The sequence below is a fragment of the Flavobacterium sp. FlaQc-47 genome (genome assembly GCF_044006475.1).
In the GTDB taxonomy this organism is placed as follows: domain Bacteria; phylum Bacteroidota; class Bacteroidia; order Flavobacteriales; family Flavobacteriaceae; genus Flavobacterium.
Window position 1 is genome coordinate 453,822 of record NZ_JBIPCQ010000004.1, and the last position, 21,716, is coordinate 475,537.

Genomic DNA, 21,716 nt, shown 5'->3' on the forward strand with positions numbered 1-21,716 from the left:
TTTTTATTGCTTAATGATTTTTATAGTTTTTTGATCTCCATCATTATAATGTAATATCACAGCATAAACTCCCCTTGGATATTCCTGAAAAGGAATATTTTGGTTATTGTTATGTAAACCTGGCTGATAAGATCTCAGCAATTGTCCTGTTAAAGAAAAAATCTGAATGGAGTTAACGTAATTATTTTCTTTAAGCTCCCATTTAATATATAATTCTTCCTTAACGGGGTTTGGATAATAAGAAATCACATCTTCAGATGAAAACTTTAATAAATCATCCTCTGTTAATGCGGCAATTTCTTTAACTTCATTTGCTTGTTTTGCAGATTGGGAGCAACCTGACAAACATAATTCACGAAGAATTTGATTTCCTGCGGCATCATAATTAAAAGTAATTTTTTGCTGTGCGTAAGAGAAAACGCCGAGCACCAAAAAAATAAGAGTAGTTGTTTTTTTCATATTAGCTTATATAGGAGAACAAAAAGGCAAATTATTTATAGGATTTCAATGTTTAATTTTTTGTTAAAAAAAAGCAAAACTAATAAAATTTCTCTGTCAAAAATTTTAATTCGTATTTATTTTGCAGTTGATAATTATCACTTAATATTACTGAAAAATTATTGCTATTTTAATTTGACAAATTTTTCAAATATTATAATTGTAATTAATTTTTGAAAATTCAAAAAACAAATATGATTATTATAATCTTACAAACTTTACGGGAAGACGTAAACTCTAAAATTTAATTTTACCAATATTTTAAACATAAAAAAGCCTTTCAAAATTTACTCTTGAAAGGCTTTTTATCTACAAATTAACAGGCAATATTATTTCCATCCGCCTCCTAAGTCTCTATAAACATGGACAGCAGCATTCAATTGTTCTTTTTTAGTATCAACTAGTTCTAATTTTGCTTCTAATGCATCACGTTGCGTCATTAACACTTCGAAATAATCTACTCTTGCCGATTTAAACAAATCGTTAGAAACGTCGATCGAAGTATTCAATGCATCCACTTGTTGCGATTTAAGATCGTATCCTTTTTGAAGGTTTTCAATTTTAGAAAGCTGATTCGAAACTTCTAAATAAGCATTTAAAACTGTACGATCGTAGTTATATAACGCCTGAAGTTGTTTTGCATTGGCACTTGCAAATTCGGCTTTGATTGCATTTCTGTTAATCAATGGCGCAGCAAGATCTCCTGCCAGTGAATATAATATTGATTCCGGAAATGTAAACAAATACGATGGTTTAAAAGCATTTACACCAACTGCAGCCGAAATATCCAATGAAGGATAAAACTCAGCACGAGCCACTTTCACATCTAGTTTTGAAGCTACTAATTCCAGTTCTGCTTGTTTAACATCAGGACGATTGGCTAATAATTGTGACGGAATTCCTGAACTTACAGCAGCGGGTAATAAACTTAAGAAATTCGTGCTGGTTGTTCTTTTGATTTCCTGCGGATATCTTGCCAGCAAGAAGTTGATTTTATTTTCTGCTTCTTTTATTTGTTGTAAAATGCCAAATTCAAGACTTTTTGAAGTTAAAACTTCAGCCTCAAATTTCTTAACACCCAATTCTGTTGCTCTTGATGCCTGCTTCTGAATTTTCACAATCTCCAAAGCATTACTCTGCAATGTGATCGTTTGTTTTACAATATCTAACTGAGTATCCAATGCCAATAATTCGTAATAAGAATCAGCCACTTCAGCAATGAGATTGGTTATTACAAAGTTTTTACCTTCTACAGTGGCTAAATATCTGTTTAACGCTGCTTTTTTAGAATTACGCAGTTTCTTCCAGATATCCACTTCCCAATTGGCGTAAGCCGAAATGGTAAAATCCCCAAGCGGATCCGGAGTTTCTACTCCCGGTTTAATTTCCGTTGTAGCATCACCCGCTCCCTGGCTTGTGTATCGACCAACTTTTTCAACTCCTGCTCCGGCGCGAACACCAAGTGTTGGTAATAAAAGCCCTTTTCTTACACGAATATCATTTTTTGCAATTTCAATTTCCTGTAAAGTAATGTTTAATTCCTGATTGTTTTTTAAGGCAACATCAATCAAATCTACAAGGTTTTGATCTTTAAAATAATCTTTCCATTGTAAAGCTGAGGTGTTGTTTGAATCCTGAGTTTGTGCAGTTGCGCCAAATGATTCAGGAACCGGCGTACTTGTAGTAGGTGCTGCCTCAGGCGCAGGGGCTTTACACCCTGCAACCGTAAGACAAATACCTAATGCAATACCATATTGATATGATTTGAATTTATACATGATTGTTATCAATTTCTTCTGTTAATGGATTCTCTTCTTCATGTTTCACTAGTTTGTGTTTCTCTGCTATTTTTCCAAAAATGTAATACAATCCCGGAATCACGAATACACCACAAATAGTTCCTATCAGCATACCTCCGGCAGCGGCTGTACCAATAGTTCTGTTTCCAATTTTACCCGGACCACTGGCGAAAGCAAGAGGTAATAAACCTGCAATAAATGCAAATGAAGTCATCAAAATAGGACGGAACCTCGCTTTAGCTCCTTCCATTGCTGCTTCAAGAACAGTTTTGCCTGCTGCATGTCGCTGTATGGCGAACTCTACAATCAGTACGGCATTTTTACCCAGTAAACCAATAAGCATTACCATGGCAACCTGAGCATAAATATTGTTTTCTAATCCTGTTAATTTCAATAAAAGGAAAGCTCCAAAAATACCCGCCGGTAATGAAAGAATTACAGATAATGGCAGAATAAAACTTTCGTATTGTGCTGCTAATACCAGGTAAACAAATCCTAAACAAATCAGGAATACCCAAATTGCCTGATTACCCTGAGCCACCTCATCAGCAGAAATACCTGCCCAGTCAATATCATAACCTCTTGGTAATTTTTTTGCCGCAACATCCTGAATTACTTTAATTGCCGTTCCAGAGCTATATCCCGGAGCTGCGCCACCACTAATTTCAGTTGAGGTGTACATATTATGTCTTGTAATTTCAGAAAGACCGTATACTTTTTCTAATTTCATAAAAGCTGAAAAAGGAACCATTTCATCGTGATTATTTTTTACATACAGTTTCAGGATATCATCCGGTTGTGCACGATATTCCGGTGCAGCCTGAACGATTACTTTATAGTTGATTCCGTATTTAATAAAACTGATTTCGTAGTTACTTCCCACAAGAGTTGACAAAGTATTCATGGCGTTTTCAATAGAAACCCCTTTTTGTTGTGCCAGATCATTGTCGACTTTCATCATATATTGAGGGAAACTCGCACTAAAGAAACTAAATACGTTAGATAACTCCGGACGTTTGTTTAGTTCTTCAACAAATTCTTTATTTACAGCTTCTAATTTTTTGAAATCACTAGATCCTGTTTTGTCCAGTAAACGAAGTTCAAATCCTCCTGCTGCTCCATATCCGGGAACTGCCGGTGGCTGGAAAAATTCGATATTGGCACCTGGAATATCTTTTGATTTTTCTTCCAGTTCGTCCATAATTTCCTGAACAGATTGTTTACGATCGTTCCAGTCTTTTAAGTTGATCAAACAAGTTCCTGCATTTGATCCCGTCCCTTCGGTCAAAATCTCATAACCTGCTAATGACGAAACTGATTTTACTCCTTCAACATCTTCTGCTATTTTTTGCAATTTAACGGCAATATCATTGGTTCTTTCTAATGATGAACCCGGAGGTGTCTGAATAATGGCATAAAACATTCCCTGATCCTCATTCGGGATAAACCCTGAAGGAACCGTGCTGCTAATTAACCATGTTCCGGCACAAAAACCCAGAAGTGCAATAATAGTAACGGCTCTTCTGTTTACGATTTTCCCCAATACATTTTGATACTTGCCCTGAGCAAGGTTAAACTTGTTATTGAAACCATCAATAAATACATTTACCGGAGTACGTTTTTTAGGTTTACCGTGATTGTTGACAAGCATCATTGCACAAAGTGCCGGTGTTAAAGTCAAAGCCACAATACCCGAAAGGATAATAGCCGTTGCCATCGTGATCGAGAATTGTCGATAGAATACTCCAACCGGACCAGACATGAAGGCAACAGGAATAAATACTGCAGCCATTAAGAATGTAATCGCAACAATAGCTCCTGCAATTTCGTGCATGGCTTTTTTAGTCGCTTTAAGTGGCGAAAGATGTTCTTCCTCCATCTTGGCGTGAACGGCTTCAATTACAACAATCGCATCATCGACCACAACTCCAATTGCTAAAACCAAAGCAAATAATGTGATTAAGTTCAACGAAATATCGAAGAATGTCATGAAAACAAACGTTCCAATTAGGGAAACAGGTACAGCAATTGCTGGAATAATCGTTGAACGCCAGTCACCTAAGAAAAGGAAAACTACTAATCCAACCAAAATAAAAGCTTCGATCAACGTGTGAATTACTTTTTCGATAGATGCATCTAAGAATTTAGAAACGTCATAAGAAATTTCATAATCCATTCCTTTTGGGAATTTCTTCTTGATCGTTTCTAATTTTGCTTTCACATCTTCAATAACCTGATTGGCATTACTTCCAAAAGATTGTTTTAATACAATTGCCGCTGATGGACGACCATTTAAGTTCGAATAAATATCATACATCGAACTTCCAAATTCAACTTTGGCAATATCTTTTAAACGTAACAATTCTCCGTTACTGGTAGATCTTACAACAATATTCTCATATTGTTCTTTAGTTGTAAAACGTCCTGAATATTTTAATACATATTCAAAAGCCTGAGAACGTTTACCGGAGCTTTCCCCGGTTTTACCAGGCGAAGCTTCTAAACTCTGACTTGATAATGCCTCCATTACTTCATCAGCAGATATTTTATAGGCTAACATACGATCAGGTTTTAACCAGATGCGCATCGCATATTCACGTGTTCCTAAGATATCTCCTGATCCTACACCATTTACCCTTTTTAATTCAGACAATACGTTGATATCCGCATAATTGTACAAGAACTTCATGTCGGTATTTTTATCCGTACTGTAAAGATTCACATACATCAGCATACTCGGAACTTCACGCGTAATCTTCACACCTTCTCTAACTACCAAAGGCGGTAATTTATTAGTAACCGAAGCCACACGATTCTGTACGTTAATTGCAGCCTGATTAGGATCTGTACCTAAGTTAAAAACAACCTGAATACTCGCTTCACCATCATTTCCTGCATCAGAAGTCATATATTTCATTCCGGGAACTCCATTCAGAGCTCTTTCCAGCGGAATAACAACTGATTTAATCATCAATTCTCCATTTGATCCAGGATAATCTGCCGTAACATTTACCATTGGAGGAGAAATCGAAGGGAACTGTGTAATAGGCAAATTCAATACCGACAAGATCCCTAAAAAGACAATGACTAACGATATTACTATCGACAATACAGGTCTTTGAATAAATTTATTAAACATTTTTATATTTTTTTAATGATTAAACCAAATTGGAATAGCATTGTAATGTGAAATGTATTCTGTAAACTGTTACTGAATACTGACACTGAATTACTTATTCCGCTTTTAATCGTAAATTATTAACCACCTTTTGAGGAGCTATGTATGTAAAGTTGATCTTGTCATTCTCTTTTACTTTCTGAACCCCTTCAAGTAAAATTTTATCATTTTCAGTAATTCCGCTGCTTACTACGTATAAATCAGGGATTTCGCCTGTAATTGTAATTTCTTTAGAGCTTACTTTATTGTTTCTATCAACGATGAAAACATATTTTTTATCCTGAATTTCGTAAGTCGCTTTTTGCGGAATCACGATCGCATTTTTAAGAGGAACAAGCATTTGAACCTGACCTGTTTCTCCGTTTCTAAGTAATTTACCTGTATTTGGGAATCTTGCTCTAAAAGCGATATTTCCTGTTTCGTTGTTAAATTCACTTTCGATAACTTCTACATTTCCTTTGTATTTAAAAACTTCTCCGTTAGCTAAAAGCAATGAAACTTTGTTTTCAGCACGGTCCTTTATATCCGTTTGGTATTGTAAATATTCAGGCTCAGATACATTGAAGTAAGCAAACATTTCACTATTGTCTGAAAGGCTTGTTAACAATTCACCTTCGTCAATAAGACTTCCTAATTTTAAAGGAATACGGTCAATTGTTCCGTCAAACGGAGCTCTGATTTCAGTAAATGATAAATGTAGTTTTGCTAATGAAACCTCAGCTTTTGCAGATTGCAATTTTGCCTGTGCTACACTTAGTTCGTTTTTAGAAACGATATTTTTATCTGCCAATAATTTTGAATTTTGCAATTCAATTTCAACAGATTTCTGTTCAGCCTGTGCTTTAAGTAACTCAGCCTGATACATATTTGGCATAATTTTAAACAACAGCTGTCCTTTTTTTACAAACTGCCCTTCATCAACATAAATATTTTGTAAAAACCCTTTTTCCTGGGCACGAAGCTCAATATTTCTAACAGATTTAATCTGCGAAACATATTGTTTTGTAAATGAAGTATCGATTTTTACCGGATTGGTTACAGTAAACTTTTCCACTTCTTCTTTTTCTTCTTTTTTAGTAGTACAACTAGTAAGGCACACAAAGGCAATTAAGCCTGTGAACAAGATAATTCTTTTCATGATTTTATTGGAAATTAAGCGATTGAATGCTTGGAATACAGAGATTCCTTTAGATGAAAAAATGCATCAGGCAGCCTTAGTTAGAACTTAACTTTCATATAAGATGAGGTAGAAAAAAAATACATCAACAAGATATGCAGGATCACAACTTAGGTAACCGATGTATACTGTTGAATCAAATTCTTAAAACTCGTTGAGTAATGTAGATAGGATTTGAGTTGCCACAAAATGGCACGAAGATTTTAAAACGATTGTAATCATTTACAATAGTCTGGCTTGAAAAGGAAAGGTACCAATTATCAAGTAAACTGTAGTTTGTTGCAAAAAACTTATTAGTAAGATCATCACTTCCCAGATATTCCTCTTCAGCATCAATATCTGCATCTTCAATAATGGAAGATCCCTGATCCTGATTCGTGAATTTCACGCGGTGTTTTTTCTCAAGAGTATGCTTATGAAAGTTTTGTGGAGTACCAGCATTAAGATATTGACCTCCGCCAAGCAGAAGCAAATTCATGAATACTAAAAATACTATTAACTTTCTCATTTGGGTGCGAAAGTAAGCAAAGTATCGAAACAAAAAAAGATTTTTTTATAAGCTTTAACATTTAATAAAAGCGAAAACGTTTTCATTGTTTTATTAAGTACAAATAATATTAAATTCTTATTTTTTTATGCGAAAAAATCATAAAAAAAAGACCACAAATTACAATACTATTAAGAATCAGGCTGAGATGACGTAAAACCCATCAAAATCGTAAATAATTGATGCTCTATATATTATTCGGTAATTTCGTTGTTACTTCTACAGTAAAATTTCCATTATAGTAAATTCCTGTCCCTCTTTATTAAAAGTTTTACGAGTATCAATCATCTTAAATTTTTCGTAAAAAGTTTTCTTGTTTTTTCTGGCATTGCACCAGACTTTTTTCATTTTTTTCTGTTTTGCGAGTTTCAAAATATATTTTAAAAGCTCAGAAGCGATTCCTTTTTGCTGAAATTCTTCTAAAGTTGCTAATTTTCTAAACTGCATTTCCTGATCAGTAATAAAACAAGAAACAATTGAAACTAATTTTTCCTGATCAAAAACGCCAAAATGCAATCCTGAATCATCTTCTTCTAATTGTACAAATTCAAAAGGCTGATCCGGCCACATTACCTCATGCCTGATTTGCCAGGTTTGTGAAGCTTCAATTTCTTTTATTTCCATAAACAGTATTTATTCAAGAATACAAATTTACTTATTATGCATAAAAAAAGGGAATCAAATTGATTCCCTTTTGGCTATTTTACTTTAACATAAAATCGTTCTATGTTATTGCTGGTTATTTTTTCGACACCGTTCTCTCCTGTTTTACCTACATTAATAACATGTAATTCATTTCCATCGTCATTTATATTGCAATTCCAGATTGTACCATCTGATAAAATAACATCAGAAAACAAAGCATCTGATTGTTCTTTATTATAGTACGCTAATTTCTCTGTTTTGATCAATTTCTTTTCCTGCGTTTTGGTATTCTTCTGATAAAATAAAATCTCATTTTGTGTTATTACCACAATTTCATCAAAATCTTTATTTGTATAATCACTCGTTTGTTTGGCTGCCCAGACTGGTTTATCACCAATCATTTTCCAGGTACCCAAAGCATGGGTCATTATATCTTGTCTTAAAATCGTTTTTAGAGTATCTACTTTTTTTATAGATTCTATACCTATTTCACTATCAGGTTTAATTTTAGAAGCAACATAAAATAAATCAATTGCTTTTTCAAAATCTGCCTTTTTGTATGATGCAACAGCTAATTCGTATCTGCTCTTTTGAAATGCAATTTTTGAATTGTTTTGAGCTACTGTTTTAAAAGCAATTAATAAAACGATAAATAGTAATTTTCTTTTCATTAACAATGTTGGTTTTTATTTTTTGCAAACGTAGTTTTTTAATTTGGATTACGTTTACGGTTTCCCACATTTGTTTTATTTATAAAAAAAGCAAGGTTTTGGTAATAAAAAAAAGGAAGTCTCTGCTTTAGACTTCCTTTTTTTACGATATTCGTTTTCTGACGAAATTTAAAAATCAAATTATTTAGAGAAAGAATGCAGGATTTGCATGGCTTTATCGGTATCTTTTTTATTCACAAAAATATGATCGTGATAAAAAGCGGCTACAACATTACAGCTAATTTCATGCTCTGAAAGTGCTTTTGAAAATGCCGCTGTTAAACCCACAGCTTCTAATGACGAATGAACTGTAAGCGTTATCCAGGACATGACAACCGAGTAATCCAGTTTTAATGTATCAGCAATTTCTTTTTTTAGAATTAAAGTGATCGCTTCTTTTTCTTTAAAAAACATTTCAATTTTATCAAGATTCACATTTTCTAAATTATCGATTTTACAAAAAACATAATCGCCTGAATTATATTCCGGCTTCATGCTTTTAAGTAATTCCTGTAAATCTTTTTCTCCGGACATATTTTGGTTTTATTCAATCAATTATTTAACAGCAAAAGTATTATTCTCTGGTGTTGCATCCATAAAAATACCACCGTCAACAGTAATTTGTTTCACTTGCTTGTTACTTTTTAAAGCAATAGTAACAGCTTTAGAATTTGCCTGCCAGACTGCAGGAGTTTGATGTAAAGTTTCTGTTGTATTATCTGAATAGGTAACCATTACATCAAACGGAATTGCAAAACCGCCCACATTTTCGACAGTAACTACATTTTTAGCCACATTTTTTACCGAGATATCGATATAATTATTCGTGAAAAACCAGTTGTTAAAAAACCAGTTCAGGTTTTTTCCTGAAGCTGTATTGAAGGAATTAAAATAATCCCAAGGAATTGGGTGTTTGCCATTCCAATTATCCATATAAGCGTGAAGCGATTTTTTAAACAAATCATCACCCAATAAATCTTTTAAAGCAAGGTAGGAAAGAGAAGCTTTTCCGTAAGAATTATTTCCATAACCTGCATCAGACACCTGAGATGACATGGAGATGATGGGCTGATCTTCTTCGGCTGATTTATCTTTGATATATCCTTGTACTCTAAATTGTTTGTAAAATTTATCCGCAGCTTCTTTTCCATGTTCTGCTATTCCTATTAAATATTCAAAAGTTGTTGCCCAGCCTTCATCCATAAAGGCATAACGTGTTTCGTTGATTCCCATATAAAACGGAAAATACGTATGCGCTACTTCATGATCCTGAACCAATTGTGCAAAAACAGGATCACCCATTTGTGAATCGTTACACATCATAGGATATTCCATATCTGCGAAACCCTGAAAAGCCGTCATTTTAGAAAACGGATACGGAACTCCGGGCCAACTGTGTGAAAAATAATCTAAAGCATATTGGTTATTTTTTACCGAATTCACAAAATCAGTTCCTTTACTATCATAAGCTGCCTGAACACTTGCACGACGATTTGTTTTTTTATCGACAATTACGCTGCTCGCATCCCATAAATAATGATCGCTTAAACCAAAACAAACATCTGAGATATTTTTAGCTTCAAATTTCCAGACATTCCAGTCATTTTGTTTTGTCACTATTCCCGTTTGCAATTCTTGCTCGTTTGCAATATGCAGAATTTCATCTGTTGTATATGATTTTTTTAAGCGTGCCGAAAATTCCGGTTGTAAAACATCATCAGGATTTAACAAATCTCCCGTTGCATAAACCACATAATTTTTAGGCGCTTTTACTGTAAATGTATAGTCATTAAAATCATTATAAAACTCCTGACGATCTGTGTGAGGCAATCTGTCCCATTTATTATAATCATCAAAAACACTTACACGAGGATAACTATAGGCAACAAAAAATGTTGTTTCGTCTATTTGTCCTTCTCTTCCGCTTTCTTTTGATAAAGGATAATTCCAATCGATATTGATAGTAACTTTAGTATGTGGCGCAACTGGTTTTTTCATTTTGATATTCCCCACTGTTCCCCATTTTCTTCCATCTTCTTTATAAACTTCTCCCTCAATTTTCAATGAAGTAATTGTCAAACCATCGCTTAAAAAATCATCACTTACACTTCCGCTTCTTGGCGAAGATGGCTTGTGCAGATTATTTACAAAACGAATTGGCAAATTCTTTAATGTATCTGTACTATTATTTTCATAAACAATAGTTTCAGTTCCGCTAACGATTTTTGTTTTTGGATCTACACTAATTTCCATAGTATATTTCCCGTGATTCTGCCAATAGTTTTTTCCGGGTTTTCCGTCCATCGAGCGCGTTCCTTTCGCGTAAGCATCTTTTATATTTCTTGGCATATAAAGATCCTGGGCGAAACTATTTTGTGCCAAAAATAAAAAAGCTATAAACAGTAATTGAAGTGATTTTTTTATCATAAGTGGTTTTTGGATTTTGATGATTTAATATTGTTTATAATATTAGAAGATTTTTTTAACTTAAAGTTACAATTATCAGTAAAATTATTTTTTAAAATATAAAAACCGCCTAATTCTAAAAGTAATAGACGGTTTAAAATAGAACAATCAACAAAATTATTTTTTATTTAACTCTGGTATAATAGAGTTCCTTATTATCTAAATAAATGCTATTTCTGCCTGAGATCGTTTTATTACCGGTATTAATTATGCGAAGATTCTTTGAAGATGCATCAATAACAAAAAGCCATAGTTCATTGACTGAATCTACCATTTCTGTAACTTGGTTATTCGCTTCAAAACCATTATAAAACTCTATTTTATCGGCTTTAAGAAACTTTTGCTCACTTGATTTAATATTTTTTACGTAATACGAAATTTGATCGCTTGTAATCATCATCATCGTATCACTAACTTTATTATTCACTTGCTTTTTAAGGATCCAAATAGGTTGGTTTCCTATTAGCTTCCATGTCCCTGTGAGTTGATTCACCAGATTTTTTCTAACTATTGGTATTAATGAATCTATTTTAACTTTTGAGATTTTTCCTGTTTCTGATTCCGGATTAATTTTATAAGCGAATAAAAAGGAATCAATAGCTTTATCCAATTGTTTGTTCTGCAGACATGAAACTGCGAGACTGTATTTGTTTTTTTGAAGAAATAATTTTTTATCGTTTTGTGACCATGAATACACTGAACAAAAGAGAAGCAATATTATTGTAGTTTTTTTCATTTAATGTAATATTTTTCTTAAATTTTTATTTGGTAAAAATAGTGCGATTAGTTTACCAAACAATAAAAATGTAAGATTTTATTTAAATAAAAACCGCCTTGTTCAAAAAGAAGAAGACGGTATCTACAATTAATATATAACCTCGATAGCTACAAAATATAATCGGTATTAATAAAATTCGATTCCTTGCTGTTTAGCAATTCCTGCAAAATTTCATTATTATAAGCGATATCTTTTGAAGCCACAAACGTACGAATGGAGAATGAACGCAATGCATCAGGAATACTTAAAGTTCCAACAGCCGAATCTTTACGACCTGTAAACGGAAACGCATCCGGACCTCTCTGGCAAGAACTGTTCAGGTTTACCCTGCAAACTAAATTCACTAACGAATCAATAAGCGGAGCCAGAGTTTTAATATCCTTCCCGAACAAACTTACTTGTTGACCATAATTTGATTCGGCCATATCATCCAGTGGTTCATCAATATGTTTAAACGAAATAATAGGCACAACAGGACCAAATTGTTCTTCGTGATACACACGCATATTTTTATCTACAGGATACAAAACGGCTGGAAAAATATAATTCTCAGTATGTTTACCTCCTTTTTCGTTGAGTATTTTTGCACCTTTAGAAGTTGCATCGTCAATTAAACCCTGAATATAAGCTGGTTTTTCGGCTTCAGGAAGTGGTGTTAACGAAACTCCTTTTTCCCAAGGATTCCCAAATACCAAACCATCAACTTTTTCAGAGAAACGTTTATTAAATTCTTCGGCAATTGATTCATGCACATAAAGTACTTTTAAAGCCGTACAACGCTGACCGTTAAAAGACAAACTTCCTGCAATACATTCCTGAATTGCCAGATCTAAATCAGCGTCCGGTAAAATAATCGCTGGATTTTTAGCTTCTAAACCAAGAATCAAACGCAATCTGTTTTTATTTGGATGTTGATCCTGTAACGCAATCGCAGATTTACTGTTCCCGATTAATGCCAAAACATCAATTTTTCCTGATTTCATTATCGGGGAAGCCACTTCGCGACCACGACCGTAAACAATATTAATTACACCTTTAGGAAAACTGCTTCTAAAAGCGTGTAATAATGGTGAAATACATAAAACACCATGTTTTGCAGGTTTAAAAATAACCGTATTACCCATAATTATTGCGGGAATCAACAATGAAAAAGTTTCGTTTAGCGGATAATTGTATGGTCCAAGACACAATACAACCCCAAGAGGTCCGCGGCGAATCATGGCATTCACGCCCTGAACTTTTTCAAAATGCGAACTACGACCGTTTAATTCCTTATAACTATCAATTGTATCCTGAATATATTCTACCGTTCTGTCAAATTCTTTTTGCGAATCGCCCAGGTTTTTGCCTATTTCCCACATCAAAAGTTTCACTACTTCCTCACGGGTTTCCTTCATTTGTCGCACGAAATTTTCCATACATTTAATACGGTCAGCAACTTTCATTGTTGGCCATAATCCTTGGCCTTTATTATAAGCTCCATTAGCAGCTTCAACAACTTCAGCGGCTTCTTTTTCTCCCATAAAGGGAATTGATCCCAATAATGTTGGCGTATATTTTTCTGTAGAAGAAATGGTCGAAAAAACAGGCGTGGTTTGTCCTGACCATTTTTTCAACTCTCCGTTTACAAGATAAGTATCCTGATTTATAATGGTTTTTATTTGATATTCTTCGGGTATTAAACTCATAATCTGGTAATTTATGTTTGGTTATTAATAGCGCTTAAAAGAAAAAAGAGGCTTATAGTGCCTCTTAATTTGTTTTATGGATTTATGGTTTCGCCTTCCCAATCCAGGATTCCGCCAAGCAGGTTATAGGCATTATTTATACCTAACTCATTCATAACCTGACATGCTTTTGCACTTCTGGCTCCTGAACGGCAATACACGTAATAATTTTTATTTTTATCTAACTCTTCAATTTCATAAATAAAACCCTGACCTTTATTAATGTCAATGTTTACGGCATTCTCGATATAGCCGTCATTAAATTCGTCCTGAGTTCTAACGTCCAGTATAACTGCATTCTCGTCAGCAGCAAGCTGATTAACCCAATCTTCTTGTGATAAATTCATAGTATCTGTTTTTTGTAAAATTACGACGTTTCTATTAATTAAAAACGTGCCAAATGCGATTTCGATTATTATTCTCAGAAAACGTTTTAGAGAAAGTATTATAATCAGTGAAATACAAATTTACTCACTATTTTTAAAAATACAGTCTATAAAATCGATAGAAAATAGGATTTTTTCATTTTCATAAAATGCATCAAAATATAGTTTTCTGATAATTAATAAGCTATCAATCTTCTATCTTTGTAATAAATTATATATTTTAATTTCTATTTCATAAAAAAGTTTAGCCACGAATTTCACGAATTAATTAGTACAACTTCGTGCAATTCATATTCATGTCGAAAAATAAAATTTCAACACATAGAAACATAGATTTATTATTTTGAGAATAGAGCAAAATAAAATAACACATTATTGTCACATAGCTATGTGTATGTATTAAAAAGTGAAATGCCTTTCATGATTTCTAAAAGCTATGTCTCTATGTGTTTAAAAAAATCGCCACACATTAATTCGAGAAATTCGTGGCAAAAGAAAAACTTGTAAAAACCCGTTCAATCCGTAAAATCCGTGGGTCAATAATCTCCAACAATAAAAAATGCAAAACTCCCTTAAAAATATATTTCCTAATTTCTCTACTGAACTTATTTCGACTATAGAAGAAAATGGAAGTCCGCAGAATTTTGAAGCTGGAACCATTTTAATGCGAACCGGACAATATATTAAAAACACCGTTTTAATCACCAAAGGAAAAATCAAAATCTACCGCGAAGGCGAAGATGGCGGCGAATTTTTAATGTACTATTTGCAACCCGGACAAGCCTGCGCGATTTCGATGATTTGCACTGCTAAAAGTGAAAAAAGCCAAATCATGGCAAAAGTTGTCGAAGATGTTTCGGTTATGATGATTCCGTTGCAAATGATGGATAAATGGATGATGGAACACAGAACCTGGTATGAATTTGTAATCGAAACGTATAGAAGCCGCTTTGAAGAAGTTCTTGAAGTTGTTGATAATATTGCTTTCCGTTCTATGGATGAGCGTTTGGAGTTTTATCTAAAACGTCATTCAGAAGCTTGTGGTTGTTCTCAAGTTAACCTTTCGCATCAGGAAATCGCAACCGAATTAAACACCTCACGCGAAGTCGTTTCAAGATTACTAAAAAAAATGGAACAACGAGGTTTAGTCAAACTCAATAGAAACCAAATAGAACTTTTGAAATAAAAATGTTTAGCCCACGGGTTTTATGGATCGAACGGATTTTTACAGATTTTTCTTTTTTTCGTGATAGTGAAAGCTCTGTTTTGTCAGTTCGAGCGAAGTCGCGAACCCACAAAGCATTTCGACTACCATAAATGTAATAAAATAAAAAAATAAACCCGCGAAAACCAGTTTGACCCGTAAAACCTGTGGGCAATAATTCAAAATTATCCTTATGTGATAAATGTTACTGTACATTTCTATTTATCAAAGCACCTTTGTATAAAACAAATGCAATGGAATATTTAGGTTATTTTGCTTCGATCATTATCGGGATTTCGCTGGGCTTAATTGGCGGAGGCGGATCGATATTGACCATTCCTATATTAGTGTATTTATTCAAGATAAATCCCGAGCAAGCCACATCATATTCACTATTTATTGTGGGATTAACTGCCATGTTTGGGAGTTTCAGCCATTATAAAATGGGAAATCTAAAATTGAAATCGGCTTTGTATTTTGCGATTCCTTCCGTGATTTCGATTTTGATAATTCGCGAAGTTATTTTTCCTCAAATTGCTTCCACACTATTTTCAATTGCATCATATTCTGTTTCAAAAGATTTCCTGATTATGATAATCTTTTCGATATTGATGATAACGGCAGCAATCTCGATGATCCGTAAAAATAAACCCGAAATAAAAACAAACGAAACCAATTATATTCAACTTAGTATAATAGGTTTCGTAGTCGGGATCATAACAGGATTTCTTGGTGCCGGCGGAGGATTTCTCATCATTCCTGCTTTGCTCTTTTTCGCTAATTTACCTATGAAACAAGCCGTAGGAACATCATTATTGATAATCTCAATAAATTCAACAATAGGTTTTGGAGGTGATTTATACATTGGCACTCCCATAAATTATCCTTTTTTACTAAGCGTTTCTGGAATGGCACTTATTGGAATGATTATAGGAAGTCAGCTTTCTAAAAAAATCGATGGATCCAAACTAAAACCTATTTTTGGCTGGTTTGTTCTCGTAATGGGATTTTATATTATTACGAAAGAGGTTTTGTTTTAGATCTTTCTCTCGCAGATTTTTCAATCATTGTCATTCCGAGGAAAGAGGAATCTCATCAAGTAATTTCGCTCAGAAAAGCCCACAATCGTTGCAAATGTGATTAACAAAGATGAGAACTAAAAAATCCGTTTATTCCTGAGAGTAAACGGATTTGTATTTTTTTGGGCGTTCCCTTCGGTCGGGCTATCCACTAAATTCCCGGTTAACAAAAACTACGGCTAAAAAGCCTTGTTTTTCTAAATCGGGAGATATCGTTCCTATCCCTAACGCAAATCCAAGTATTTCTATTTATTCAAAAGTTTTTCAAGATATTGCACTTTTTCTTTTTCAGCATTAACTAATTCTTTTTCGGCCAGAACCAAACGTTCGTAAAGTTCAACTATTTTCTCTAAAGGATTGAAAGTAGCAAACATACCTTGATTAAAGCTATTTCCCTGACTTGAACTATTATCATAGAAATTATTAAAAAAATTAAAAACTGATTCTTCCGAAAAGTTTTCAATTGCTTCTACCGTAACTCCAAGAACTTTTGCAATTTGTACAAGTTTGTTACTATCAACTTCTTCGCTTCCTTCAATATTAGAAACAGTTTGTTGGCTTAAGCCAATAGCTTCCGCGAGAATTTCTTGTTTCATTCCTTTAAGCTCTCTTATTCGGCTTATATTTCGTCCAATATGTTTTGGTTTTGTTGCTGTGCTCATAGTTCAAAAGTTGAGATTTCTATTTATTCAAAAGTTTTTCAAGATATTGAACTTTTTCTTTTTCGGCATTAACTAATTCTTTTTCGGCAATAACTAAACGTTCGTAAAGTTCAACCACTTTATCTAACGGATTGAAAGTACAAGAATTATTGGTTATAAAACTACCTGAAACAGATTCATTAAATGTGTTAAAATAATTGATAATACTTTCTTCCGAAAAGTTTTCAATCGCTTCCACCGTAACTCCAAGCGCTTTTGCAATTTGTTCAAGTTTGTTACTATCAACTTCTTCGCTTCCTTCAATATTAGAAACAGTTTGTTGGCTTAAGCCAATAGCTTCCGCAAGAATTTCTTGTTTCATTCCTTTAAGCTCTCTGATTCGGCTTATATTTCGTCCAATATGTTTTTGTTTTGTTACTGTGCTCATAGTTCAAAAGTTGAGATTTCTATTTATTCAAAAGTTTTTCAAGATATTGAACTTTTTCTTTTTCGGCATTAACTAACTCTTTTTCAGCCAGAACCAAACGTTCGTAAAGCTCAACCATTTTATCTAACGGATTGAAAGTAAAAATAGGTCCAGATGCTCCTTGTCCATTACTTGCACTGTTATCATAAAAATTATTAAAAAAATTAAAAACTGATTCTTCAGAAAAGTTTTCAATCGCTTCCACCGTAACTCCAAGAACTTTTGCAATTTCTACAAGTCTTTTATTCTCAACTTCCTCACTTCCTTCAATGCTGGAAATAGTTTGTTGGCTTATACCAATAGCTTCCGCGAGAATCTCTTGTTTCATTCCTTTAAGCTCTCTGATTCGGCTTATATTTCGTCCAATATGTTTTGGTTTTGTTGCTGTGCTCATAGTTCAAAGATATTTAAAATTCTTTAGAAAAATATAGATATGGTAAAATACAGATTCTTTTTTGTAAGATACGTTTTACATCCTTTAATTGATCTTTGTCAAAGTTTAATTCGTAAAGATAGTGCAGATTTATTTTTCCCAAGAATAAATTATTTCTTTATTATCTAATACAAATTTTTCTTTATTTCTATAAACTGTAATAATTGTTTCTCCTTTTTTCTTTACAACTGAATCCCCAATCTTGATTTCTGCCCAAAATTGTCCAAAAACAGCAAACTTGGTATTATTACTCAGATATATCATTAATGCATTATGATTAAACCTTTCAAATCCTTTACCGATAACATAGCCTTGGAAATTTTCTTCTTCAATATTTTTTATTGATTCTTCAAATCTTTTTTTATCAGTATCTATAAAAAAAGCCTTGATAAAAAGAAAAATTGCAAAAACAATAGTTACAATATTTAAAATATTTTTCCAATGTTTATCTGATAATTCTAAAGCTTTCATATTTTTATTTTGATTTGACAGCCGTTGGTTTTAAACAACTGAGTTTAGTAAAGATTTCACTTCGGCTTTAGCCAAATATACGCAACATTCGGCTAAAGCCATTCTTACTAAAACTAAAAAACCGTTGGTTAAAACCAACGGCTATTCATATAATTAATTCGTGAAAATTTGTGAAATTCGTGGCAAAAAAAAATCAATGTTCTCCGTACCCAACTTCATCCATTTTACCACTAAAAACTCTATACTGAACAATAAAATAAATAATTACCAAAAACAAAGCGATAAAAAACCAACTCATTCCGGCATTCAATCCATATTCTTCGGCGGCAGTATTATAAATGGTTAATGAAGGATTTACTTTATTTGTCGAAGGCAAAACATTCGGGAAAATCGAAACGGCTGTTGAAGCAAAACCTCCAACCAGAAATAAAGTCGAAAACAAAAATCCCATTCCGTCTTTTTGCCAGGAACGAACTTTGAATAAGCCTAAAATCCCAACAAAAGCCATTATCGGGAAAAACCAAAGAATTGGATTTTCGACAAAATTATGAAAAGGTCTTGGTTCAATAAAATGCCAGATTTGTAATGAAATACAAACCAAAACCAGTAAAACGATATTGAGTTTAAAAACCACATTTTTCAGTTGCGGATTCAACGACGAATTGGTTTTATAAATAATCCAGTTGGCACCGTGAATTGACAAGGCCACAACGCTTACAATTCCCAGGAAAAGCGTAAACCAGTCGATGATTCCTAATTCATTCGCTTGCGGACTAAAAGTTGGATTCCATAAAGGCAAAAAGAAAAAATGTGCTTCCTGAGTTGAAACTCCGTTTGTTACCATTCCCAGATTTACCCCGCGAACAATATTCCCCAAAGCAATCCCGAAGAACAATGCTAAAAGCAAACTTGCGATCCCGAAAGCTTTATCCCAAATGGCTTCCCACATGGGGTGATGTACTTGTCCGCGCATTTCCAGACCAATCGCACGGAAAATCAAAAGCCATAAAATCATGATCAACGGCAAATAAAATCCGCTGAATGATGAAGCGTATAAGGTAGGAAAAGCAAAAAACAAAACGCCTCCCGCTGCAATTATCCAAACTTCATTAGCATCCCAAAACGGACCAATAGCGCTTGTAATTGCTTTTTTATCTTTTTCGTTTTTAGCTAAAAATAAATGAATAATTCCTGCTCCAAAATCATAACCGTCTAATACAATATAAACGGCGAGAATTCCCATTAAAACAACATACCAAAAAAATTCCATAATTATATTTTTTCTGAATTCAGTTCAACATTATGAGGTCCTTTATTGATTATTTTTCCAATCAACAGTAAAAACAACATTCCAAGTAAAAGATACAATCCTATAAAACCCAGTAAAGTAAACAAGGTATTTCCGGATGAAACCGTTGGTGAAGCTCCCGCAGAAGTTCGTAATAAATTATAAACAAGCCAGGGTTGTCTTCCTAATTCGGCGGTGTACCAACCTGTTGTATTGGCGATGTACGGAAACGGCATCATAAACATCAACGACCATAAAATCCATTTGGTCTCGAATAATTTTTTTCTGATCAATTGAAAAAGCGCCAAAGCCATCAAACCTATAAATATAGTTCCCAGTCCCACCATAATATGATACGCATAATACAATCCGGAAATATTGGTTGGGTGAAGATCTTCTTCAAACTGGTCCAATCCTTTTATTTCCTGATGCCAACTACCGTAAGTAAGGAAACTCAGGATATTAGGAACCGCGATTTTATTGTCCAGTTTTTTATCTTTTACATCGGGCTGACCTATTAAAACAATTTCAGAACCTTTTTTCTCGGTATGAAAAATCCCTTCCATTGCGGCAAAAGTTACCGGTTGATATTTTACAACATTTTTAGCCAGTAAATCTCCCGTAGGAACGGCAACAATAATACTCGAAATCAATCCGAAGATTACGCCTGTTTTCAGGAATAATTTCCCAAAAGAAACATTCTTCTGGCTTAAAATATAAAATGCTCCAATTCCCGCCACAACAAATGAACTTGTAACCAATGACGCTGCCTGATTATGCAAATACGAAGGCCATAACCACGGATTCAGAAATAAAGCTTTGAAATTTGTCAGAACAAATCTTCCGTTTTCGAGAATTTCATAACCCACAGGATTTTGCATCCACGAATGTGTCGCTATAATAAGATATCCGCTTGCCCAGGAGCCAATCATAATTAATACTCCGGTGACAAAATGCCATTTATGTCCAATTATTTTTTCTCCAAATAAAAAGATTCCGAGGAAAGACGATTCTAAGAAAAAGGAAAACATTCCTTCCATCGCTAAAGTCTGACCGATAATTCCACCGGTTAATTCAGAGAATTTTGCCCAATTGGTTCCAAACTGAAACTCCATTGGGATTCCGGTAACAACCCCCATTGCAAAATTCAGGGCGAAAATTTTCATCCAGAAATGTGTGGCGTGATTGTATTGTTCGTTTTTGGTTTTAAGGTATTTCCATTTAAAATAAACAATGATCAGCGAAAGACCCATTGTAAGTTGCGGAAAAAGATAGTGAAAAGTAATGGTGAAGGCGAATTGCATTCGGTCATAAAAAAGCATTTCTTCCATAGTGGTATTTTATTTATGAAGTCCCACAAATTTACCCATTAAAACCCGAAATTCCTGCCTTTAAAAAAAGTTTATCCGCTAGTATTTGTTAAACTTTTCAACAATTTTGCCAAAGTTTGTCATTTCGACGAAGGAGAAATCTCCGCGAGAAACTCGACAAAGATTTGATTCTCAGTGAGGAGCTACTTTGCGAAGATTTCTCCTTCGTCGAAATGACAAGATTGTGTAAAAAAACTACTCGTCTTTCAAAATTCCTTTTGCTACACTTTCATTTATTAATCCTTCGGCATAATTCCATATCGTTTTTGAACCATCTTTTATAACACTCTTTTTTTCATAGACTTTGGTATAATTTACGTCGAATTCTTTCCATGTTCCACCATCATTAGATGTATTTTGAAGTAAAGGCTCTAATCTGTCCATTGATTTTGCAAATTTGGCTTCGTTGGTTTCCCCTGCTTCAAATTCTTCCCAAATGGCAATCATTTCTTCGGCTTGTTTCTGCGGAAGCAAACCAAAAATACGATTTGCCGCCAATCTTTCTTCATCGGTATTATCATGATTTTTTTGAGTATCGTATATAAAAACATCTCCTGCGTCTATTTCTACAATATCATGTATCAATACCATTTTTACCACTTTCAAAATATCAATTGGCTCATTTGAATGTCCTGCCAAAACAATTGCCATTAACGCAAGATGCCAACTGTGTTCTGCGTCATTTTCGTTTCGATCGCTATTGAACAGCTTCGTTTTACGCTGAATATATTTTACTTTATCAATCTCTTTTATAAAAGCAATCTGATTTAATAAATCTTCTGTGTTCATAGAAATGATTTTTGTAGAGTTGCAAAATTACGTAGATTTTTTT

General features: G+C 33.7%; 21 protein-coding genes. 2 read left to right on the top strand and 19 right to left on the bottom strand.

The window, feature by feature from the left end:
* Positions 1-3: 3 nt before the first annotated feature.
* The 12 genes from ACHRVX_RS15180 to ACHRVX_RS15235 all read right to left on the bottom strand — a co-directional run bounded on the left by ACHRVX_RS15180 (position 4) and on the right by ACHRVX_RS15235 (position 13,872).
* Positions 4-459 (bottom strand): T9SS type A sorting domain-containing protein, encoded by a 456-nt coding sequence (locus ACHRVX_RS15180; protein WP_395333656.1) that lies wholly within the window; start codon positions 457-459, stop codon positions 4-6.
* Between the two features lie 368 nt (positions 460-827).
* Entirely contained in the window at positions 828-2,276 is a 1,449-nt protein-coding gene (locus ACHRVX_RS15185) for a TolC family protein (RefSeq protein ID WP_395333658.1), read from the bottom strand.
* Positions 2,269-5,436 carry an efflux RND transporter permease subunit gene (locus tag ACHRVX_RS15190; protein ID WP_395333660.1) on the bottom strand — a complete coding sequence of 1,056 codons (3,168 nt, stop codon included), beginning with the start codon at positions 5,434-5,436 and terminating at the stop codon, positions 2,269-2,271. The genes ACHRVX_RS15185 and ACHRVX_RS15190 overlap by 8 nt, the downstream gene beginning before the upstream one ends.
* Before the next feature lie 94 nt (positions 5,437-5,530).
* Positions 5,531-6,613 (bottom strand): efflux RND transporter periplasmic adaptor subunit, encoded by a 1,083-nt coding sequence (locus ACHRVX_RS15195; protein ID WP_395333662.1) that lies wholly within the window; start codon positions 6,611-6,613, stop codon positions 5,531-5,533.
* Between the two features lie 175 nt (positions 6,614-6,788).
* Positions 6,789-7,160, bottom strand: a complete 372-nt coding sequence (locus ACHRVX_RS15200; RefSeq protein ID WP_395333664.1) for a hypothetical protein — start codon at positions 7,158-7,160, stop codon at positions 6,789-6,791.
* A gap of 258 nt (positions 7,161-7,418) precedes the next feature.
* Positions 7,419-7,823 (bottom strand): GNAT family N-acetyltransferase, encoded by a 405-nt coding sequence (locus tag ACHRVX_RS15205; RefSeq protein WP_395333666.1) that lies wholly within the window; start codon positions 7,821-7,823, stop codon positions 7,419-7,421.
* 74 nt (positions 7,824-7,897) lie between these two features.
* Complete coding sequence (locus ACHRVX_RS15210; RefSeq protein WP_395333668.1) at positions 7,898-8,515, bottom strand: hypothetical protein; 618 nt, start codon at positions 8,513-8,515, stop codon at positions 7,898-7,900.
* A gap of 180 nt (positions 8,516-8,695) precedes the next feature.
* The gene (locus ACHRVX_RS15215; protein WP_395333670.1) at positions 8,696-9,088 is read right to left on the bottom strand and encodes an ACT domain-containing protein; all 393 of its coding nucleotides are present in this window, start codon (positions 9,086-9,088) and stop codon (positions 8,696-8,698) included.
* A 21-nt stretch (positions 9,089-9,109) separates the two neighbouring features.
* Positions 9,110-10,981 carry a M1 family metallopeptidase gene (locus ACHRVX_RS15220; protein WP_395333671.1) on the bottom strand — a complete coding sequence of 624 codons (1,872 nt, stop codon included), beginning with the start codon at positions 10,979-10,981 and terminating at the stop codon, positions 9,110-9,112.
* Positions 10,982-11,144: 163 nt separating this feature from the next.
* Positions 11,145-11,756 carry a hypothetical protein gene (locus ACHRVX_RS15225; protein WP_395333673.1) on the bottom strand — a complete coding sequence of 204 codons (612 nt, stop codon included), beginning with the start codon at positions 11,754-11,756 and terminating at the stop codon, positions 11,145-11,147.
* A gap of 149 nt (positions 11,757-11,905) precedes the next feature.
* Complete coding sequence (locus ACHRVX_RS15230; protein ID WP_395333675.1) at positions 11,906-13,486, bottom strand: NADP-dependent glyceraldehyde-3-phosphate dehydrogenase; 1,581 nt, start codon at positions 13,484-13,486, stop codon at positions 11,906-11,908.
* Positions 13,487-13,560: 74 nt separating this feature from the next.
* Complete coding sequence (locus tag ACHRVX_RS15235; RefSeq protein WP_395333677.1) at positions 13,561-13,872, bottom strand: rhodanese-like domain-containing protein; 312 nt, start codon at positions 13,870-13,872, stop codon at positions 13,561-13,563.
* A 598-nt stretch (positions 13,873-14,470) separates the two neighbouring features.
* On the opposite strand from ACHRVX_RS15235, the gene ACHRVX_RS15240 reads away from it, so the two are divergent.
* A complete protein-coding gene (locus ACHRVX_RS15240; protein WP_395333678.1) occupies positions 14,471-15,097 on the top strand; it encodes a Crp/Fnr family transcriptional regulator in 627 nt (208 codons plus the stop codon).
* 272 nt (positions 15,098-15,369) lie between these two features.
* A complete protein-coding gene (locus ACHRVX_RS15245) occupies positions 15,370-16,155 on the top strand; it encodes a sulfite exporter TauE/SafE family protein (protein ID WP_395333680.1) in 786 nt (261 codons plus the stop codon).
* A 284-nt stretch (positions 16,156-16,439) separates the two neighbouring features.
* Here the strand turns inward: ACHRVX_RS15245 and ACHRVX_RS15250 are convergent, their stop codons facing one another.
* From ACHRVX_RS15250 to ACHRVX_RS15280, 7 genes are all read right to left on the bottom strand, one after another.
* Positions 16,440-16,856 carry a helix-turn-helix domain-containing protein gene (locus tag ACHRVX_RS15250; protein ID WP_395333682.1) on the bottom strand — a complete coding sequence of 139 codons (417 nt, stop codon included), beginning with the start codon at positions 16,854-16,856 and terminating at the stop codon, positions 16,440-16,442.
* Between the two features lie 19 nt (positions 16,857-16,875).
* Positions 16,876-17,283, bottom strand: coding sequence for a helix-turn-helix domain-containing protein (locus ACHRVX_RS15255; RefSeq protein ID WP_395333684.1), 408 nt, complete (start codon positions 17,281-17,283; stop codon positions 16,876-16,878).
* Positions 17,284-17,302: 19 nt separating this feature from the next.
* Positions 17,303-17,716, bottom strand: coding sequence for a helix-turn-helix domain-containing protein (locus tag ACHRVX_RS15260; RefSeq protein WP_395333686.1), 414 nt, complete (start codon positions 17,714-17,716; stop codon positions 17,303-17,305).
* A 129-nt stretch (positions 17,717-17,845) separates the two neighbouring features.
* Positions 17,846-18,226, bottom strand: coding sequence for a hypothetical protein (locus ACHRVX_RS15265; protein ID WP_395333688.1), 381 nt, complete (start codon positions 18,224-18,226; stop codon positions 17,846-17,848).
* A 193-nt stretch (positions 18,227-18,419) separates the two neighbouring features.
* Positions 18,420-19,496 (bottom strand): cytochrome d ubiquinol oxidase subunit II, encoded by a 1,077-nt coding sequence (cydB, locus tag ACHRVX_RS15270; RefSeq protein ID WP_395333690.1) that lies wholly within the window; start codon positions 19,494-19,496, stop codon positions 18,420-18,422.
* 2 nt (positions 19,497-19,498) lie between these two features.
* The gene (locus tag ACHRVX_RS15275; protein WP_395333692.1) at positions 19,499-20,845 is read right to left on the bottom strand and encodes a cytochrome ubiquinol oxidase subunit I; all 1,347 of its coding nucleotides are present in this window, start codon (positions 20,843-20,845) and stop codon (positions 19,499-19,501) included.
* A gap of 234 nt (positions 20,846-21,079) precedes the next feature.
* Complete coding sequence (locus tag ACHRVX_RS15280; protein ID WP_395333694.1) at positions 21,080-21,673, bottom strand: HD family hydrolase; 594 nt, start codon at positions 21,671-21,673, stop codon at positions 21,080-21,082.
* Positions 21,674-21,716: the final 43 nt, after the last annotated feature.

Excerpts from the sequence above, each read along its gene's own strand:
- ACHRVX_RS15180 (WP_395333656.1), bottom strand. The coding sequence starts at position 459 with ATGAAAAAAACAACTACTCTTATTTTTTTGGTGCTCGGCGTTTTCTCT.
- ACHRVX_RS15185 (WP_395333658.1), bottom strand. The coding sequence starts at position 2,276 with ATGTATAAATTCAAATCATATCAATATGGTATTGCATTAGGTATTTGT.
- ACHRVX_RS15190 (WP_395333660.1), bottom strand. The coding sequence starts at position 5,436 with ATGTTTAATAAATTTATTCAAAGACCTGTATTGTCGATAGTAATATCG.
- ACHRVX_RS15195 (WP_395333662.1), bottom strand. The coding sequence starts at position 6,613 with ATGAAAAGAATTATCTTGTTCACAGGCTTAATTGCCTTTGTGTGCCTT.
- ACHRVX_RS15200 (WP_395333664.1), bottom strand. The coding sequence starts at position 7,160 with ATGAGAAAGTTAATAGTATTTTTAGTATTCATGAATTTGCTTCTGCTT.
- ACHRVX_RS15205 (WP_395333666.1), bottom strand. The coding sequence starts at position 7,823 with ATGGAAATAAAAGAAATTGAAGCTTCACAAACCTGGCAAATCAGGCAT.
- ACHRVX_RS15210 (WP_395333668.1), bottom strand. The coding sequence starts at position 8,515 with ATGAAAAGAAAATTACTATTTATCGTTTTATTAATTGCTTTTAAAACA.
- ACHRVX_RS15215 (WP_395333670.1), bottom strand. The coding sequence starts at position 9,088 with ATGTCCGGAGAAAAAGATTTACAGGAATTACTTAAAAGCATGAAGCCG.
- ACHRVX_RS15220 (WP_395333671.1), bottom strand. The coding sequence starts at position 10,981 with ATGATAAAAAAATCACTTCAATTACTGTTTATAGCTTTTTTATTTTTG.
- ACHRVX_RS15225 (WP_395333673.1), bottom strand. The coding sequence starts at position 11,756 with ATGAAAAAAACTACAATAATATTGCTTCTCTTTTGTTCAGTGTATTCA.
- ACHRVX_RS15230 (WP_395333675.1), bottom strand. The coding sequence starts at position 13,486 with ATGAGTTTAATACCCGAAGAATATCAAATAAAAACCATTATAAATCAG.
- ACHRVX_RS15235 (WP_395333677.1), bottom strand. The coding sequence starts at position 13,872 with ATGAATTTATCACAAGAAGATTGGGTTAATCAGCTTGCTGCTGACGAG.
- ACHRVX_RS15240 (WP_395333678.1), top strand. The coding sequence starts at position 14,471 with ATGCAAAACTCCCTTAAAAATATATTTCCTAATTTCTCTACTGAACTT.
- ACHRVX_RS15245 (WP_395333680.1), top strand. The coding sequence starts at position 15,370 with ATGGAATATTTAGGTTATTTTGCTTCGATCATTATCGGGATTTCGCTG.
- ACHRVX_RS15250 (WP_395333682.1), bottom strand. The coding sequence starts at position 16,856 with ATGAGCACAGCAACAAAACCAAAACATATTGGACGAAATATAAGCCGA.
- ACHRVX_RS15255 (WP_395333684.1), bottom strand. The coding sequence starts at position 17,283 with ATGAGCACAGTAACAAAACAAAAACATATTGGACGAAATATAAGCCGA.
- ACHRVX_RS15260 (WP_395333686.1), bottom strand. The coding sequence starts at position 17,716 with ATGAGCACAGCAACAAAACCAAAACATATTGGACGAAATATAAGCCGA.
- ACHRVX_RS15265 (WP_395333688.1), bottom strand. The coding sequence starts at position 18,226 with ATGAAAGCTTTAGAATTATCAGATAAACATTGGAAAAATATTTTAAAT.
- cydB (WP_395333690.1), bottom strand. The coding sequence starts at position 19,496 with ATGGAATTTTTTTGGTATGTTGTTTTAATGGGAATTCTCGCCGTTTAT.
- ACHRVX_RS15275 (WP_395333692.1), bottom strand. The coding sequence starts at position 20,845 with ATGGAAGAAATGCTTTTTTATGACCGAATGCAATTCGCCTTCACCATT.
- ACHRVX_RS15280 (WP_395333694.1), bottom strand. The coding sequence starts at position 21,673 with ATGAACACAGAAGATTTATTAAATCAGATTGCTTTTATAAAAGAGATT.